The organism is Actinomadura montaniterrae (assembly GCF_008923365.1).
GTDB classification, from domain to species: domain Bacteria; phylum Actinomycetota; class Actinomycetes; order Streptosporangiales; family Streptosporangiaceae; genus Spirillospora; species Spirillospora montaniterrae.
The window spans coordinates 70,796-87,156 of the sequence record NZ_WBMR01000016.1; the positions used below are offsets into that span (position 1 = coordinate 70,796).

At 74.0% G+C, this 16,361-nt stretch carries 16 protein-coding genes; 5 read left to right on the plus strand and 11 right to left on the minus strand.

Annotated elements, in window-relative coordinates:
• Nucleotides 1-1,437, minus strand: a complete 1,437-nt coding sequence (locus tag F9B16_RS08815) for a 2-hydroxymuconic semialdehyde dehydrogenase (protein ID WP_151539493.1) — start codon at nucleotides 1,435-1,437, stop codon at nucleotides 1-3.
• Nucleotides 1,438-1,552: 115 nt separating this feature from the next.
• Between F9B16_RS08815 and F9B16_RS08820 the strand changes: the two genes are divergently transcribed.
• The gene (locus tag F9B16_RS08820; RefSeq protein ID WP_151539494.1) at nucleotides 1,553-2,482 is read left to right on the plus strand and encodes a LysR substrate-binding domain-containing protein; all 930 of its coding nucleotides are present in this window, start codon (nucleotides 1,553-1,555) and stop codon (nucleotides 2,480-2,482) included.
• Here the strand turns inward: F9B16_RS08820 and F9B16_RS08825 are convergent, their stop codons facing one another.
• Together F9B16_RS08825 and F9B16_RS08830 are read right to left on the minus strand one after the other, a co-directional pair.
• On the minus strand, nucleotides 2,483-3,355 hold the full coding sequence (locus F9B16_RS08825) for an alpha/beta hydrolase (RefSeq protein WP_225991476.1): 873 nt from the start codon (nucleotides 3,353-3,355) through the stop codon (nucleotides 2,483-2,485). It abuts the gene before it with no gap.
• A 108-nt stretch (nucleotides 3,356-3,463) separates the two neighbouring features.
• Nucleotides 3,464-5,041, minus strand: a complete 1,578-nt coding sequence (locus F9B16_RS08830; RefSeq protein ID WP_151539495.1) for an ABC-F family ATP-binding cassette domain-containing protein — start codon at nucleotides 5,039-5,041, stop codon at nucleotides 3,464-3,466.
• A 74-nt stretch (nucleotides 5,042-5,115) separates the two neighbouring features.
• Here F9B16_RS08830 and F9B16_RS08835 point away from each other — a divergent pair, with 74 nt between their 5' ends.
• Complete coding sequence (locus F9B16_RS08835) at nucleotides 5,116-5,769, plus strand: TetR/AcrR family transcriptional regulator (RefSeq protein ID WP_151539496.1); 654 nt, start codon at nucleotides 5,116-5,118, stop codon at nucleotides 5,767-5,769.
• Between the two features lie 61 nt (nucleotides 5,770-5,830).
• On the opposite strand, the gene F9B16_RS08840 is transcribed toward F9B16_RS08835, so the two are convergent.
• From F9B16_RS08840 to F9B16_RS08860, 5 genes are read right to left on the minus strand one after another with little or no spacing between them, the layout of a single operon-like run.
• Nucleotides 5,831-6,622, minus strand: coding sequence for an amino acid ABC transporter ATP-binding protein (locus F9B16_RS08840; protein ID WP_404800485.1), 792 nt, complete (start codon nucleotides 6,620-6,622; stop codon nucleotides 5,831-5,833).
• Nucleotides 6,623-6,639: 17 nt separating this feature from the next.
• Entirely contained in the window at nucleotides 6,640-7,578 is a 939-nt protein-coding gene (locus F9B16_RS08845; protein ID WP_151539518.1) for an amino acid ABC transporter permease, read from the minus strand.
• 13 nt (nucleotides 7,579-7,591) lie between these two features.
• Nucleotides 7,592-8,542, minus strand: a complete 951-nt coding sequence (locus tag F9B16_RS08850; protein WP_151539497.1) for an ABC transporter substrate-binding protein — start codon at nucleotides 8,540-8,542, stop codon at nucleotides 7,592-7,594.
• Entirely contained in the window at nucleotides 8,539-9,348 is an 810-nt protein-coding gene (locus tag F9B16_RS08855; RefSeq protein WP_151539498.1) for a nitrilase-related carbon-nitrogen hydrolase, read from the minus strand. Before F9B16_RS08855 ends, F9B16_RS08850 begins: the two co-directional genes overlap by 4 nt.
• On the minus strand, nucleotides 9,345-10,283 hold the full coding sequence (locus F9B16_RS08860; RefSeq protein ID WP_151539499.1) for a periplasmic binding family protein: 939 nt from the start codon (nucleotides 10,281-10,283) through the stop codon (nucleotides 9,345-9,347). Before F9B16_RS08860 ends, F9B16_RS08855 begins: the two co-directional genes overlap by 4 nt.
• A 129-nt stretch (nucleotides 10,284-10,412) precedes the next feature.
• Between F9B16_RS08860 and F9B16_RS08865 the strand changes: the two genes are divergently transcribed.
• Nucleotides 10,413-11,747: an aminotransferase class I/II-fold pyridoxal phosphate-dependent enzyme gene (locus F9B16_RS08865; RefSeq protein ID WP_225991477.1), complete on the plus strand. Its 1,335-nt coding sequence runs from the start codon at nucleotides 10,413-10,415 to the stop codon at nucleotides 11,745-11,747.
• On the opposite strand, the gene F9B16_RS08870 is transcribed toward F9B16_RS08865, so the two are convergent.
• Genes F9B16_RS08870 through F9B16_RS08880 form a run of 3 tightly spaced genes read right to left on the minus strand, consistent with a single transcriptional unit; the run spans nucleotide 11,695 to nucleotide 14,074 of the window.
• Nucleotides 11,695-12,207, minus strand: a complete 513-nt coding sequence (locus F9B16_RS08870) for an NUDIX domain-containing protein (protein WP_151539501.1) — start codon at nucleotides 12,205-12,207, stop codon at nucleotides 11,695-11,697. The genes F9B16_RS08865 and F9B16_RS08870 overlap by 53 nt on opposite strands.
• Nucleotides 12,204-12,842 carry a LuxR C-terminal-related transcriptional regulator gene (locus F9B16_RS08875; protein ID WP_151539502.1) on the minus strand — a complete coding sequence of 213 codons (639 nt, stop codon included), beginning with the start codon at nucleotides 12,840-12,842 and terminating at the stop codon, nucleotides 12,204-12,206. The genes F9B16_RS08870 and F9B16_RS08875 overlap by 4 nt, the downstream gene beginning before the upstream one ends.
• Complete coding sequence (locus tag F9B16_RS08880) at nucleotides 12,830-14,074, minus strand: sensor histidine kinase (RefSeq protein WP_225991478.1); 1,245 nt, start codon at nucleotides 14,072-14,074, stop codon at nucleotides 12,830-12,832. The genes F9B16_RS08875 and F9B16_RS08880 overlap by 13 nt, the downstream gene beginning before the upstream one ends.
• 173 nt (nucleotides 14,075-14,247) lie before the next feature.
• On the opposite strand from F9B16_RS08880, the gene F9B16_RS08885 reads away from it, so the two are divergent.
• Together F9B16_RS08885 and F9B16_RS08890 are read left to right on the plus strand one after the other, a co-directional pair.
• On the plus strand, nucleotides 14,248-14,979 hold the full coding sequence (locus F9B16_RS08885) for an ABC transporter ATP-binding protein (protein WP_404800482.1): 732 nt from the start codon (nucleotides 14,248-14,250) through the stop codon (nucleotides 14,977-14,979).
• Nucleotides 14,976-16,361: ABC transporter permease (locus F9B16_RS08890; protein WP_151539503.1), on the plus strand; the 1,386-nt coding region annotated here is incomplete at its 3' end. The genes F9B16_RS08885 and F9B16_RS08890, both read left to right, overlap by 4 nt.

The window sequence follows — 16,361 nt, forward strand, 5'->3', positions numbered from 1 at the left end:
TCAGATCTGGATGCACACGTTGACGGGCTCGGAGAAGAAGTCCAATGAGTACTCTCCCCCTTCGCGGCCGATCCCGGACGCTTTGACGCCGCCGAACGGGGTGCGGAGGTCGCGCAGGTTCCAGCAGTTCACCCAGACGATGCCGGTCTCCACCTTCGGCGCGACCCGGTGCGCCCGGGACAGGTCGCGGGTCCAGACGGTGGAGGCAAGGCCGTAGGGGCTGTCGTTGGCGAGCCGGAGCGCCTCGTCCTCGGTGTCGAACGGCGCGACGTGGCACACCGGCCCGAAGATCTCCTCGCGGACGGTCCGGGCCGTCTCGGGGAGGCCGGTCAGCACGGTCGGCTCGACGTGGAAGCCGCCGTCGCGCTCGTCGCCGAACGAGGGCGCGCCTCCGCCCGCGACCACGGTCGCGCCCTCCTCGCGGGCGAGCCGGTAGTACGACAGCACCTTGTCGCGGTGCGCGGCGGAGATCATCGGACCGTAGTCCGCGAGTTCCTTCGCGCGCGCGCCGAGCCGTTCAACGAACTCGTCGAAGACGGGACGCTCGACGTAGACGCGCTCGGTGCACAAGCAGATCTGCCCGGAGTGGGTGAAGGACGAGCGGACCGTGCCCTCGACGGCGGCATCGAGGTCGGCGTCGGCGAACACCAGCGCCGGGTTCTTGCCGCCGAGCTCGAACGAGACCGGCGTGACGTGGTCGGCGGCGTTGCGCATGATCGCCGAGCCGGTCGCGGACTCGCCGGTGAAGGCGATGGCGTCGACGCCCGGATGCCCGGTGAGGAACTCCCCGGCCGCGCCCGGGCCGTGCCCGTGCACCAGGTTGAACGCCCCCGCCGGCAGCCCCGCCTGGTCGATGACCTGGGCGAGCAGCGTCGCGGTGGACGGCGTCTCCTCCGACGGCTTGACGACGACCGCGTTCCCGGCCGCGAGCGCCGGCGCGACCTTCCACGTCATCAGCAGCAGCGGCAGGTTCCACGGCGAGATGATCGCGACGACGCCGAGCGGGCGCCGCACCGTGTAGTTCAGGGCCTGCCCGCCGCCGGCGCTCCAGCCCGGGACCTGCGTGGTGTACGCCCGCTCGGGCCGCCCGTACAGCAGGTCGGCGTAGGCGCGGAAGTTGCCGATGGCCCGGGGCACGTCGACGGTCTCGGCGAACGCGCGGGGACGGCCGGTGTCGGCGATCTCGGCGTCCACGAACTCTCCGAACCGCGCCTGGATCCCGTCGGCGATCCGGCGCATCGCGGCGGCCCGCTCCTCGACGCCGGCCGCGCCCCAGGGGCCGCGCAGCGCCTCGCGCGCCGCGGCGACCGCGCCGTCCACGACCTCGCGCGGCGCCTCCGGGACGGCGCCGATCTCCGCGCCGTCCGCGGGCGAGATCAGCGGGAAGGCCGGTCCGTCCGAACGGAACACCCCGCCGACGTAGTGCTCAGCCTTCATTCCGCTCCTCCACGACGCGATCTGCCCTGACGCACCGATCCTCTGCCCGCGGAGCTATGCCGTGCAAATACCAAAGATCCGCAGAGCTATCACGATGCTGTGATATCAAAGCGGTATGCGCGCGATCGACCTGCTCAACGGGCGGCTCAAGCTGCGGCACCTCGTCCTCGTGGTCGCCATCGCCGACCAGGGCAGCGTGCTGCGCGCCGCCGAGCACCTGCGCCTCGCGCAGCCCGCGGTGACGCGCAGCCTCCGCGAGGTCGAGCACATCCTCGGCGTCGAGCTGTTCACCCGCGGCCCGCGCGGCGTGACGCCGACGATGTTCGGCGACGCGTTCGTCGAGCACGCCCGGGCCGTGCTGGCCGAGCTGCGCCGCGCCGGCGAGCGGATCAGCGGCCTCGCCGACGGCGAGGTCGGCACCGTCACCATCGGCACCCTGCTGGCCGGCTCGAACGTGCTGCTGCCGCGCGCGATCGCGGCGCTGAAGAAGGACCGCCCCGGCATCACCGTGATCGTCCAGGAGGCCACGTTCGACGCGCAGGTGCCGCGGCTGCTGGACGGCGAGATCGACCTGATCCTCGGCCGCCTCAACCCGATCGGCGACCTGCGCGGGCTGCGCCAGATCACCCTGTACGGCGAGCCGATCCGGCTGGTGGCGCGGCACGGCCACCCGGCCCGCTCCCGCGCCGGGCTCGCGCTCGCCGACCTGCTCGACTACCCGTGGGTGCTGCCGCTGGAGCAGACCGCGCTGCGCGCCGAGCTGGAGCAGGTGTTCCGCGCCGCGGGCCTGGAGCCGCCCGGCGACCTGGTCGAGTGCACGTCGGTGCTGACCGTCCGGACGCTGGTCCGCGACACCGACATGATCGCCGCGCTGCCGCAGCTGGTCGCCCGGACCGACGACGACATCGCGCCGCTGCCGGTGCCGCTGGAGACCGTCCGCCGCCAGGTCGGCGTCACGCTGCCCGCGCACCGCGCGCCGACGCCGTCGGCCCGGCTGATGCTCGACCACCTGCGCCGCGAGGCCACGAAGATCGCGGAGGACTGATCACAGCGAGCGGACCAGGCCGAGCAGAGCGCGGAAGGGCGCCGACGCCGGGTCGCCGAGGTCGAGCACGACGTCGAAGTGGTCGCGGTCCGGCACCACCATCGCCTCGCCGCCGTCCCACAGCGGCGCGAACCGACGCGACTGCTCGACGAACCCGGTGCCGTCGTGCTCGGCGACCGCGACGACCGCCGGGCAGCGCCGCTCGCGCGGCAGCAGCGCCGGGCTTAGCGCCGCGGCACGCTCCACGTCCAGCTTCACGTACTCGTTGACGTAGACGCGGGTGATCGGCCGGATGTCGAACAGCCCACTGAACGGCATGGCGGCCTTCACGACGTCCTCGGGCAGGCCGAACTCCTCCTGCCAGCCGCCGACCATCGTCATGCCGGTGAGGTGCCCGCCGGCGGAACTGCCGCCGACCACGATCCGCTCCGGGTCGAGGCCGTGCTCGCGTCCGTGCCGGTACACCCAGGCGATGGACGCGCGCACCTGCCGGACGATCTCCTCCAGCGTCGCCTTCGGCGCGAGCGTGTAATCCGGGACGACGGTGGCGATGCCGTGCTCGTAGAGCGCGCGCGCCATGAACGACGAGTCGGCGCGCGACAGCGCCATCCAGTAGCCGCCGTGCAGGAACACGAACACAGGACGCAGGCCGTCGTCGCCGACGCCCCACACGTCGAGCCGCTCACCGCTCGGCTCGTCGTAGACGATCCCCGGGTGGCCCGGCAGCCCCTCCACGGCCGCCTCCGACTCGGCCCGGTACCGGGCCATGTGCCGCTCGAACAGCTCGGGCCCGGCCTTGCGCCGCACGTTGTAGGCGACGTCCAGTTCCTCGTCGCTCAGCTCATTGCCCGGCCAGTCATCCAGATCGGCCACTCCGCCCACCCCTCCCGGTCCGCCCCAGCGTCCCGCCACGGCGCCGGATCGATCAAATACCCGTCTCGTCGTCCACTATGACCATCGCGCTATGACGGCAGCGTCCGGCTATGCCCAGACCGGCTCGTCCGACTCCGTGACCCGGCCGCCGGCGCCGAACACCAGGTACCGGTCGAAGTCGGCGGCGAACCAGCGGTCGTGCGTGACGGCCAGGACGGTCCCGGAGTAGGACGCGAGCCCGTCCTGCAGTGCCTCGGCGCTCGCCAGGTCGAGGTTGTCGGTCGGTTCGTCGAGCAGCAGGAGCGTCGCGCCGGACAGCTCCAGCAGCAGGATCTGCAGCCGCGCCTGCTGCCCGCCCGACAGCGTCTCGAACGGCCGGGCCCCGGCGGGCGCCAGCTCGTAGCGGGCGAGCGCCGCCATCGCGTCGTTACGGGTCAGGGCGTGCCCGGACATGACGATCTCGGCGGGCGTCCGGCCCTGCAGGTCCGGCCGCGCGTGCGTCTGGACGAAGTGGCCGGGAACGACCCGCGCCCCGAGCCGCGCCTCCCCGCCGTGCGGCACATCGGCCCCGGCGAGCATCCGCAGGAACGTCGACTTGCCCGATCCGTTCGAGCCCAGCACGGCGACGCGCTCGCCGTACCGGACCTCCAGGTCGAAGGGGCGGGCGAGGCCGGTCAGCTCCAGCGACGCGCACACCAGGGCGCGCTTGCCGGTGCGGCCGCCGCGCAGCCGCATCCGCACGTTCTGCTCCTTCGGCGCGCTCCGCGGCGGCCCCGCCTCCTCGAACCTGCGCAGCCGGGTGCGCGCCGCCTGGTAGGACGAGGCGACCGCGTCGTTGTTCGCCGCCCGCTGCCGCAGCGTGTGGACCAGCCGTTTCAGCCGCGCGTGCTCCTCGTCCCAGCGGCGGCGCCGCTCGTGCAGCCGTCCGGTGCGCTCCCGCCGCGCCGCCGCGTACCCGGCGAACCCGCCGCCGTGCACCCAGAGGTCGCGGGACTCGACCGTGACGATCCGGTCGGCGGTGTCGGCGAGCAGCCGCCGGTCGTGCGAGACCAGCAGCACCGTTTTGCCCGTGGCGCGCAGCCGTCCCGCCAGCCATTCCTTGCCGGGCACGTCCAGGTAGTTGTCGGGCTCGTCGAGCAGGAGCACCTCGTCGGGGCCGCGCAGCAGCGCCTCCAGGACGAGCCGCTTCTGCTCGCCTCCCGACAGCGTGGCCACCCCGCGCGCCGCGGCGCGGTCGAAGGGCAGGCCGAGCGCGGCGGTCGTGCAGGTGTCCCAGACGACCTCGATGTCGTAGCCGCCCGCATCGGTGTAGTCGGCGATGGCCCGCGCGTAGGCGAGCTGGCTCTCCTCGCTCTCGCCCAGATCCCGCTCCGCCCTCGCCAGCGCCCCGGCGGCGGCGCGGACCGGCGCGGGCGCCACCGACAGCAGCAGGTCGCGGACGGTGCGGTCGTCCCGGACGCCGCCGATGAACTGCCGCATCACCCCGAGCCCGCCGGTGCTCGTCACGGTCCCGGACGACGGCGCGACGTCCCCGGCGATCAGGCGCAGCAGCGTGGTCTTGCCCGCGCCGTTCGGGCCGACGAGCGCGCCCTTCGCCCCCTCGCCGATGCGGAAGGAGACGTCGTCCAGCAGCGGCCGGCCGTCCGGGAGCAGGTACGTCAGGCGGCTCACGTCGATATGCCCCATCACGCCTCCTCGTACAGTGTTCGACAGACCGGACCGTTGATCCAGCACTCGCCCAATGTACTAGCCTGGTCCGCATGACCGAGAGCGTGTGGCTGCGCGAGAACCGCACACGGCGCGAGGCGCCGCCGCTGAGCCGCGGGCGGATCGTCGCCGAGGCCGTCGCCTTGCTGGACGAGGAGGGCGCGGACCGGCTGACGATGCGCCGGCTCGCCGAGCGCCTGGACACCGGGTCCACGACGCTGTACTGGCACGTCAAGACCAAGGACGACGTGCTGGACCTCGCCCTCGACACGATCTTCGGCGAGGTGGCGGTGCCGCCGGGCGAGGGCGGCTGGCGAGCGGACGTGGCCGCGCTGGTGCACGGGTGGCGGGCGGCGATGCTCCGCCACCCCTGGTCGGTCGCCGTGCTCGGACGTCCGCTGCTGGGCCCGAACGTCCTGGCGCGCACCGAGTTCCTGCACGCCTCGCTCGCCGGCGCGGGCCTCACCGGCCCCGACCTGGTCGCGGCGGCCTACGCGCTCGCCAACTTCGTCATCGGCTCCGCGCTGATGCAGGTCGCCTCCGGCGGCGCCGACGAGGCGCGGGATGCGGCGGACGGCCTCCTGACCCGGGAGCGGGACCGGTACCCGAGCCTGGCCGCGCACGGGCATCTCAGCGGCCACGACTGGGACGACGCGTTCGCACGCGGCCTCGACTGCCTCCTGGACGGGATCGCCCACCGCCTCTGATCCGGCGGGAACGAACCGCGCCCGGCCCCGGCAACACGGGACCGGGCGCGGCGCGGAGCGGTCAGAGGACCTTGCTGAGGAACGCCTTCGTGCGCTCGTTCGACGGGTTGTCGAGCACGTCGGCGGGCCGTCCCGACTCGACGACGACCCCGCCGTCCATGAACACCACCCGGTCGGCCACCTCGCGCGCGAAGCCGATCTCGTGCGTGACGACGATCATGGTGAGGCCCTCCTCGGCGAGGGTCTTCATCGTCTCCAGCACGTCGCCGACCAGCTCGGGGTCCAGCGCGCTCGTCGGCTCGTCGAACAGCATCAGCTTCGGCCGCATCGCCAGCGCGCGGGCGATCGCGACGCGCTGCTGCTGCCCGCCGGACAGCTGGCGCGGGTAGCCGTCCGCCTTGTCGGCGAGCCCGACCTTGGCGAGCAGCTCGCGGGCCCGCTCCCGCGCCTGGGCCCGGGGCTCGCGGCGCACGCCCGTGGGCGCCTCGATGACGTTCTGCAGGACGGTCAGGTGCGGGAACAGGTTGAACTGCTGGAACACCATGCCGATCTCGCGGCGCTGCCGGGTGACGTCGCGCTTGCGCAGGTGCCGCACCCTGCCGCCGGACGCGCTGAACCCGATCAGCTCGCCGTCCACGTGCACCGAGCCGCCGTCGATGGTCTCCAGGTGGTTGACGCACCGCAGGAACGTCGACTTGCCGGACCCGGACGGCCCTAGGATCACGACGACCTCGCCGGGGTCCACGTCGAGGTCGACGCCCTTCAGCACCTCCAGGTGCCCGAACTTCTTGCGGACGCCCCGCGCCCGGACCATCGGCACCCCGCCGCGGGGCGCGCCCTTCTCCTGCGGCATGTCCTTCTCCAGCGTGGTCAAGCGGTCACCTCCGGGGGCGGAACCGGGCGGCGGCGCCGCATCAGGACGAAGTCCCAGAAGCCCTGCCGGGCGTTGCGGGTCGCGCCGCGCGCGTAGTGGTGCTCGATGAACGACTGCCCGACGTACAGGATCGAGGTGATCACCAGGTACCAGAGGCAGGCGACGAGCAGCAGCGGGATGGTCTGGAACGTCCGGTTGTAGATCGACTGGACGGTGTAGAGCAGGTCGGCGAGCGCGATCACGCTGACCAGCGAGGTGGCCTTCAGCATGTTGATCACCTGGCTGCCGGTGGGCGGCACGATGAACCGCATCGCCTGCGGCAGCACGATCCGGCGGAACGTGCGGACGCCGCCCATCCCGAGCGCCTGCGCGGCCTCGGCCTGGCCGGGGTCGACGGCGAGCAGCCCGCCGCGGATGATCTCGGCCATGTAGGCGGCCTCGTTCAGGCCGAGCCCGAGGATCGCGGCGACCAGCGGGGTGATGAGCTGGTTGGTGCCGCCGTGCGCGAACTCCGGCCCGAACGGGATCCCGACCGAGATGCGCGGCAGCAGCGCCGACAGGTTGTACCAGATCACCAGCTGCACCAGCACCGGGATGCCGCGGAAGAACCACACGTAGAGCCCGCAGGCGGTGCGCAGCAGCGGGTTGTCCGACAGCCGCCCGACCGCGAGCAGGATCCCGCCCGCGATGCCGACCGCCATCGCGATGACGGTCAGTTCGAGCGTGACGGCGATGCCGTCCCCGATGAGGGAGGCGTTGATGTAGCGGCCGACGACGTCCCACTGGAAGTTGTCGTTGGTCCAGAGCAGGTGGACGAACTGGGCCGCGAGGACCAGCACGACCAGCGAGGCGACCCACCGCAGCGGGTGCCGGACGTGCGCTGCGCCGGCCACGTCGACGTCGGCGACGGCGTCGCCGGAGCGCTTCTCGGTCATGGTCACCGGCGGTTCACCCCTCCCTGGGCGCCAGGTTCACGCCCGGCTCGTCGAGCATGTTCGCGGTCAGTCCCCATTCGGTCATGACCTTCTTGTAGGTGCCGTTCTCCACGAGCTTGCGCAGCGCCCGCAGCAGGACGTCCTTCAGCGGCGAGTCCTTCGCCACGACGGCGCCCTGGTACAGGTCGCCGAACCCGTTGGCCTTGCCGGTGCCCGCGAGCTGCAGGTCGTCGCCGGACTGCTTGACGAAGTAGCCGAGCGGCGCCTGCGACGAGAAGAACGCGTCGGCGCGATGGGAGCGGACGGCGAGGGTCGCGGTCGGCTGGTCCTTGTACGACTGGACCTGCACGGCCGGCTTCCCCTGCTGGACGCACGTGCCCGACTGCTTCTTGACGACGTCCTCGGCGGAGCCGCCCGCCATCACCGAGATCTTCAGCCCGCACGTGTCGGCGATGGACCCGATGTGCTTCGGCTTGCCCTTCGGGACGGCGAACACGACGAACTCGCGCACCCAGTCGACGAAGACGTTGTCGCCCTCCCGGTCGGGGAAGTCCCCGATCGGGCCGAGCGCGAAGTCGTACCGGCCCGCCTTGATCCCGGTCAGCTCGCTGGGCAGCCCGTCGACGGTGACGTGCTCGATCTTCACGCCGAGCAGCTGGCTGAGCGCGGTCGCGAGGTCGGCGGACGCGCCCGACAGCGACCGGCCGTCCGACCCGGCGATCTCGTACGGCGGGAACGAGCCGTTGTTGACCGAGATCAGCTTTCCGGACGCCTTGTTCTTGGCGGGCAGCGCGTCGTGCAGCGCGTGGTCGATGGTCTGGCGCAGGTCGGCGTCCTTGACGCCCTGCGCGGACTTGCCGCCGCCGAGGATCCCCTCGGCCTCGGGCGGGTTCGCGCCGCACGCGGCCGTCGCGGCGAGCAGCGCGCCGGCGAGCGCGGCGGAGATCGCCGTGCGGCCCCTCATGCCGTCTCCTCTCTGGGCCGGATGGACGGGTCGACCCGGAAGCGCCGGTTCGCGAGCACCGGCAGCTTGCGCCGGGCCTCGTCGAGCTCCTCGCGGTCGGCGACCGCCCACAGCAGCCCGGGCCGGTCGGCGAGCCGGTCGCGGACGATGCCGAGCGGGTCGACGACCATGCTCGATCCGATGTTGCGGCGGCCGCACTCGCCGGAGGCCGCCACGTAACAGGTGTTCTCCAGCGCCCGGGCGGTGACCATGACCTCCCAGTGCCGCTCCTTGGCGGGGCCGCGCACCCAGGCCGCCGGCACCGCGAGCACCTGCGCGCCCGCGTCGACCAGCAGCCTGGCCATTTCCGGGAATCTTACGTCGTAGCAGGTCATGAGCCCGACCTGCCAGCCGGCGCAGTCGAACACCACGGGTTCCCCGTCGCCGGGGCGGACCCGGTCGGACTCCCGTGCGCCGAACGCGTCGTACAGGTGGACCTTCCGGTACACGGCGACGATCCCGCCGTCGCGGATCGCGGCGAGGGTGTTGTACACCTTGCCGTCTCCGGCGGGCTCGTGGATCCCGACCACGACCGTGGTGCGGGTGCCCGCGGTGTGCTCCAGCAGGCCCGTGACGAACGGGCCGTCGAGCGGCTGCGCGGCCTCGGCGATCCGGTGGGGCTCGTCGATGAAGAGGGCGAGTGAGTCCTCGGGCAGGACGAGCAGGTCCGCGCCGCCCTCCACGGCGTCGTCGACGAGCGTCATGCAGGTCTTGAGGTTGGTCTGCCAGTCCTCGGTGGAGGCGAACTGGCCCACGGCGATCCTCACGCGAAGACCTCCTCGGCCTTGATGGGGCGGGGCGCGATGCCCTGCTCGTGCAGTTCCTCGCAGAACGCCGCGACCATCGCGGCGTTGGCCTCGGCGCCGTACGGCATCCAGTCGGCGCCGAAGAGGCGCGCCTGGGTCTCCAGCTCGTCCAGCAGCCAGGGGGTGGTGTCGGTGAGCAGCCGGCGGCGCTGCAGCCACACGCGCTTGGACTCGTCGAAGGCGTCCTGCAGCACTTCGGGCAGCCAGGGGTGCCCGTCGACGACCTCGCGTTTCAGGGCGAGGATGTGGATGCCGGGGACGAAGCCGGTGCGGGCGAAGTACTCCCGTTCGGCGCCGCGGTGGTCCTCGTAGAGGTGCCGGAACCGGCTGTGCGGCGTGAACATCTCCGGCGGCATGAACGGGGTGAACACTGCGTCGAAGGTGCCGTCGGCGAGCCCGTCGACCAGCGAGCGGTCGGCGACCCGCACGTTGGCGGGAAGCGGGCGCGTCCCGAGCCGGTCCTTGCCGGTCTCGCCCTCGGTCAGGGGGCCGACGCGCCACTGGATCGCCGACAGGTCGACGCCCTCGGCGCGCAGCAGCGCCCGGGTCCAGGTGTTGCCGGAGTCGGGCCAGCCGGTCAGCCCGATGGTCGCGCCGGCCAGGTCGCGCGGCGCGGCGAACGCGCTGTCGTTCCGGACGAGCACGCAGCGCTGACGGAAGCCGCGCATCACGAACACGGGCAGCCCGGCGAGGCGCTCGTCGCCGTCGCCGCGGCCGAGGGCGTACCGGCTGAACGACGTCTCGCCGCCGTCCAGGTCCGGTTCGGCGAGGACGTCCGGGGTGACCTCCCGGGTCTCGATCTCCAGCGCCACGCCGCGGGCGCGCACCCGGCCGGTGAGCAGCGGGACGAGGTGGTCCCAGTCCCGCAGCGCCAGGCGAATACGTGGAATCGGCACAACGCTCCATTTCTGCATGTAACAGGGGGTTTGCCGCGCTCTGGGCGCGATGGGACCCGACTTTAGGCCGCGTTTGTACCGCGTACAATGGTTGTTTTGTTACTACACAAAGTTTTGCGCGGAGGAAACGTGATCGACGCGGCATGGCTGGCCGAGCGCATCGGCGACCGCACGGCCCGGGGCATCTCCGCCTCGATGACCAACCTGATCCGCAGCGGGGAGCTCCCGGCCGGGACGCGGCTGCCGACCGTGCGCGGGCTGGCCGCCGAGCTCGGGGTCAGCCCGGGCACCGTCGCCGACGCCTGGTCGACGCTGCGCCGGCACCGCGTCGTCAGCGCCCAGCGGCGCCGCGGCACGGTCGTGATCGGCCCGCCGAACGTCCCGCACCCGACCCGGTACGAGCGCATCGGCGAGTTCGGCAACCGGCTGGCCGTCGACCTGGCGATCGCCGCGCCCGACCCCGCGCTGCTGCCGCCGCTGGACGCCGCGCTGGCCGCGGGCGCCCGCACCGCGCGGCTGAACGACTACACCCGCGAGACGATCACCCCGGCGCTGCGCGCGGCCGTCGAGCCCGGCTGGCCGTTCCCGCCAGCCGGGCTGCTCACCGTCGGCGGCGGCTACGAGGGCGTCCAGCTCGTCTGCCAGACCGTCGCCGTGCCGGGCGACCGCGTCGCCGTCGAGGACCCGACCGGCGCCCGCCTCCTCGACATCCTGGAGGCGCAGGGCGCCGAGGTCGTGCCGGTCGCCTGCGACGACGAGGGGCCCGAACCGGACGCGCTCGCCGAGGCGCTCGCCACCAAGCCCGCCGCGTTCGTCTACCAGCCGCGCGCCCACACCCCGCGCGGGCACGCGCTGACCCCGGCGCGGGCGGCGGCCCTCGCGGAGCTGCTGGCCCCGACCAACACCCTCGCCGTCGAGGACGACGGGACCGGCGAGGTGTCGTCCTCGCCGATGGTCAGCCTCGGAGCGCACCTGCCCGAGCGGACGGTGCTCGTCCGCTCGTACTCCAAGTCGCACGGCCCCGACCTGCGCATCGCCGTGATCGGCGGCGCGGCGGAGCCGGTGGAGCGCGTCCGCGTGCTGCGCAGCTTCGGCACCGGCTGGACGAGCCGCGTCCTGCAGGACGCGCTGGCGCACCTGCTGACCGATCCGGGCGCCGTCGCGGCCGTAGCCCGGGCCCGCGCCGCCTACGCCGAACGCCGCGAAAGCCTCGCGTCCGCCCTCGCCGAGCGCGGCGTCCGCACCGGGAACCGGGACGGGCTGATGCTGTGGGTCCCGGTCGCCGACGAGTCCGCCGCGCTGGTCACGCTCGCTGCGCACGGGGTGGCCGCCGTCCCGGGCAGCCGGTACCAGATCGTCCCGGCGGGCGCCCACGTCCGGATCGCGACCGGCCGCCTCCCGGACGCCCCGCTCAGCGTCGCGGAGCTCGCCGACCTCGTGGCGCTGGCGGCGGGTCCTCACTGAGAGCGGCGAGCCCGGGCAGCTCGTCGGCGTGCATCTGCAGGTACACGCTCAGCGTCTCCGGGATGAGGTCGACCGGCGCCAGGCCCTCGGGTGTGCACGGGAAGCGGTCGACGCCGTACTCGCCCTTGGACGGGTCGTCGAACTCGGGGCCGTGGCGGCGCGACAGGTCCATCGTGAGGAGCCGGCAGACGTAGAAGACGTTGAGGCGGTGCAGCTCGGGGGTCTGCTCGGCGCACGCGAACACCTGCCGGACGGGCCCGGCGGTGGCGCCGAGCTCCTCGTCCAGTTCGCGGCGCAGCGCCGCCTCCGGGCCGGCGTCGGTCGGCTCGATCTTGCCGCCCGGGGTCGTCCAGTAGACGGCGCGGCCCGGCACGGTGCGGCGCAGCAGGACCAGGTCGCCGCCGTCGAGCAGCAGCGCCCGGACGGCCCGCCGGACGCGGGGCACGGACCCGGCGGTCATGAGTTGAGGTAGGCGAGGACGGCCAGGACGCGCCGGTGCCCGCTGTCGGTGGGCGGCAGGCCGAGCTTGGCGAACACCGCGCCGATGTGCTTGCTGACCGACCGCTCGGTGATGACGAGGGTGGTCGCGATCGTCGCGTTGTCGAGGCCCTGCGCCATCAGCCCGAGCACCTCGCGTTCGCGCGGCGTGAGGGCCTGCAGCGGGTCGCTGCGGGTGGTCATCAGCTGGGAGACGACCTCGGGGTCCAGGGCGGTGCCGCCGGCGGCGACCCGCGACAGCGCGTCGAGGAACTCGTCGACCCGGCTGACGCGGTCCTTGAGCAGGTACCCGACGCCCTCCGCGCCCCCGGACAGCAGCTCGGCGGCGTAGGTCTCCTCCACGTACTGCGACAGCACCAGCACCGGGAGGCCGGGGATGCGCTTGCGGGCCTCGATGGCGGCGCGCAGGCCCTCGTCCCGGAACCCGGGCGGGAGCCGGACGTCCAGGACGGCGGCGTCGGGCCGGTGCTCCAGCAGCGCGGGCAGCACCTCGGGGCCGCTGCCGGCGACCGCGGCGACCTCGTGCCCGTCGGAGGTCAGCAGCAGCACCAGGCCCTCGCGCAGCAGCACGTTGTCCTCGGCGATCACGATCCGCACGGCAGGTCCGCTTCCAGCGTCGTCCCTCCCCCGTCGGGGCTGTCGATGCGGGTGGTCCCGTCGAGCGCGGCCACCCGGCGGCGGATGCCGGCCAGCCCGCTCCCGCGGCCCGCGTCGGCCCCGCCCTTGCCATCATCGCGCACTCTGATCAGCAGCCGGGCCCCTTCGCGGCGGACGGCGACGGACGCGGTGCGGGCGCCGCTGTGCTTGGCGATGTTGGTGAGCGCCTCCGCGACGACGAAGTAGGCGGCGGCCTCGACGGCCGCGGGCGCGCGTCCGGCCTCGTCGAGGTCCATCTCGACCGGGATGTGCTGCCCGGCGGCGAGTGCGCGCACCGCCCCGGCGAGGCCCCTATCGGACAGGATCGGCGGGTACACGCCGCGGATGACGGTCCGCAGCTGGGTCAGCGCCTCCTCCACTCCGTCCCGTGCCTCGAGGAACAGCGCCCGGGCGGCGTCCGGGTCGGTGTCGAAGCGGCGGTCGGCGAGGCCGAGCCGCAGCGCCACCGCGACGAGCTGCGCCTGCGTCCCGTCGTGCAGGTCGCGCTCGATGCGGCGCAGCTCGGCGCCGTGCGCCTCCAGCGCCTCGGCGCGGGTCTCGGTGAGCTCCTCGACCCGCTCGGTCAGGCTGGTGCGGCGGGTGGGGCGCAGCAGCACCTCCGCGAGCCGCGCCTGCCAGCGCACGAACCGCGGCACCAGCCACAGCAGCGCCGCCAGGTCCAGGCCGGCCTGGAGGAACGGCAGCGTGAGCGCCTGCGGCCAGGTGTGCAGGTCCACGAACGCCGACACCGAGCCCTCGGGCGCGGCCCACCACCACAGCGGTATCGACGCCGCGTACGGGATCGCCGGCCAGAGCCCGACCGCCATCACGGCCATCAGCAGGCCGGTGTACCCGTGCGCCACCATCCAGGCGATGTCGCGCCACAGCGCCGGCGAACGCACGATCCGGCGCGCCTCCCCCAGCCCCGTCTCCTCCCGGCGCGGGTACGGCTCGGGGATCTCGCGGCCGAGCACCTGACCCGCCCGGCGGCGTTCGGCGTTCGCGAGCGCGCGCAGCGGCTTCACCGCGTCCGGAAGCCAGGGCAGCGCGACGACCATCAGGGCGAGGAACAGCAGCAGGGGCGCCACGCCGAACAGCGCGGGCACGGTGATGCGCAGCGCGCCCACCAGCCGGCCGGTCGCCTCCGCGCTGCGCCGCAGCGCCGCCGTCACGCTCATCTGTGCCCTTGTCATGTCGTCTCACCGCACACGCTATGTGAGCGCGCCGCGCGGCGCACCGGGGCCAGGCCCCCTGCCGATGGTGTAGCCCGCTACACCATCGATCGGGGAGTGCGCCCCGATGTGGCCGCCCCGCCCCGGAACCTAGGTTCGTCCTGGTGAGAGCGGGTTTCCCACGGAGGGCGAGCATGACGACGATGACGGCCGAGGCGACCGCGGTGGCGGTGCGCCTGGAGTCGGTCACCAGGACCTACGGCGCGGTGCGGGCGCTGGACGACGTCACCTGGACGTTCCCGCGCGGCGGGTTCACGGCGGTGATGGGGCCGTCGGGCTCGGGCAAGAGCACGTTCCTGCACTGCGCGTCCGGGCTGGACCGGCCGACCGCCGGGACGGTCCGGATCGCCGGGACCGACCTCGGCCGGCTCGGCGAGGCGAAGCTGACCCGGCTGCGCCGCGAGCGGATCGGGTTCGTGTTCCAGGCGTTCAACCTGATCCCGTCGATGGACGTCGAGCAGAACATCACGCTGCCGCTGCGGCTCGGCGGCGTCGAACCCGACCCCGCGTGGCTGGACGAGGTGGTGCGCCGGGTCGGGCTGGCGGACCGGCTGAAGCATCGCCCGGCGGAGCTGTCGGGCGGGCAGCAGCAGCGCGCCGCCGTCGCCCGCGCGCTGATCACTCGTCCGGAGGTCGTGTTCGCCGACGAGCCGACCGGCGCGCTCGACCCGCGGTCGGCGCGCGGCGTCCTGCGGCTGCTCCGCGAGGCGGCGGACGTGACCGGGCAGACGGTCGTGCTGGTCACGCACGATCCGCTGGCCGCGGCCACCGCCGACTCGGTGCTGTTCCTCAGCGGCGGACGGATCGTCGACGAGCTGTCCGCGCCGTCGGTCGCGGCCGTGATGAACCGGTGGGAGTCGCTGTGAACAGGCCGGAGGGGAAGGGCGCGTTCGCGGGCGTCTTCGCGGCGCTGCTGTTCGCCGCGGTCCTGGTCGGGGCGTGCGGGGTGCTGCTGGAGTCGGCGCTGCTGGCGCACGCGCCGGTGGATCGGTACGCCGCGGCGGACGCCATCGTGACGGGCCCGACGAGCGTGACGCAGCAGATGAAGCGGGTCGGTTCCGATCCGGAGAAGCAGAGCAGGCCCGTCGCCGAGCGCGCGCGGGTCCCCGTCACGGTGGCCGGGGCGCTGCGGGCGGTGCCGGGCGTCCGGGCGGTGGTCGCGGACGTGTCGTTCCCCGTCCTGACGTCCGCCGGGCGCGCGGTGACGGGCCACGGCTGGGACTCGGCCGCACTGCGGCCCTACAAGCTGAGCGAGGGCCGGGCGCCGCAGGGGCCGGACGAGGTGGTGCTGAGCCGTTCGGCCGGTGTCCGGGCGGGCTCGACCGTCCGGTTGCAGGCGGGCGGGACGCCCCGCCCGTTCCGGGTCAGCGGCCTGGTGTCGTCCGGGCCCGCGGCGGCGTTCTTCACCACCGCGACCGCGACGGCGCTGAACGGCCATCCCGGGCAGGCCGACGCCCTCGCGGTGCTCACCCGCGGGAAACCGGACGCGGGCGCGCTGCGCAAGGCGGCCCCCGGGCTGACGGTCGCGACCGGCCCGGCGCGCGGCGACGCCGAGGACCGCGCCGTCGCCTCCGCGCGCCCCGACATCGTGGAGATCGCCGCGTCGTTCGGCGGCGTCGCCGTCATGACGGCACTGGTCGTCGTCGGCGGGCTGATCGCGCTGTCGGTGCGGGAACGCGGACGGGAGTTCGCGCTGCTGCGCGCGGTCGGCGCGACGCCCTGGCAGGTGCGGGGACGGCTCGTGCGCGAGACCGCGCGGGCGGCGGTTCCCGCCGGGCTGGTTGGCGGCGTGCTGTCGCTCGGCGCGGGGGCGGCGATGCACGCCGCGATGGTGCGCAAGGGCGTGCTCCCGGACGGGTTCGGGCTCTCGCTCACCCCGTTGCCCGCGCTGGCGGCGCTCGCCGTCACCGTCCTCGCCGCGACCGCGTCCGCGCTCCTCGCCTCGCTGCGGATCTCCCGGATCCGGCCGGTGCAGGCCCTCGGCGAGTCGTCCGCCGAGCCGGCACGGCTCCCCCGCTGGCGCGTCATCGCGGGCATCGTGCTGCTCGTCGCCGGCGCGAACGCGCTCGGGGTCGCGGCGGTCACGACCGGGCCGACCGCGAGCGCCTCGCTCGGCGGGCTGGTCATGGCGCTGATCGTCGCGGTCGCGCTGCTGGGTCCGCTGCTGGCGCGGGCCGGCGAGCGGGTCCTCGGGCGCGCCGCCGCCGCGCTGTCCCCGGTCGCCGGGCGGCTCGCCCGGCACGCGGCG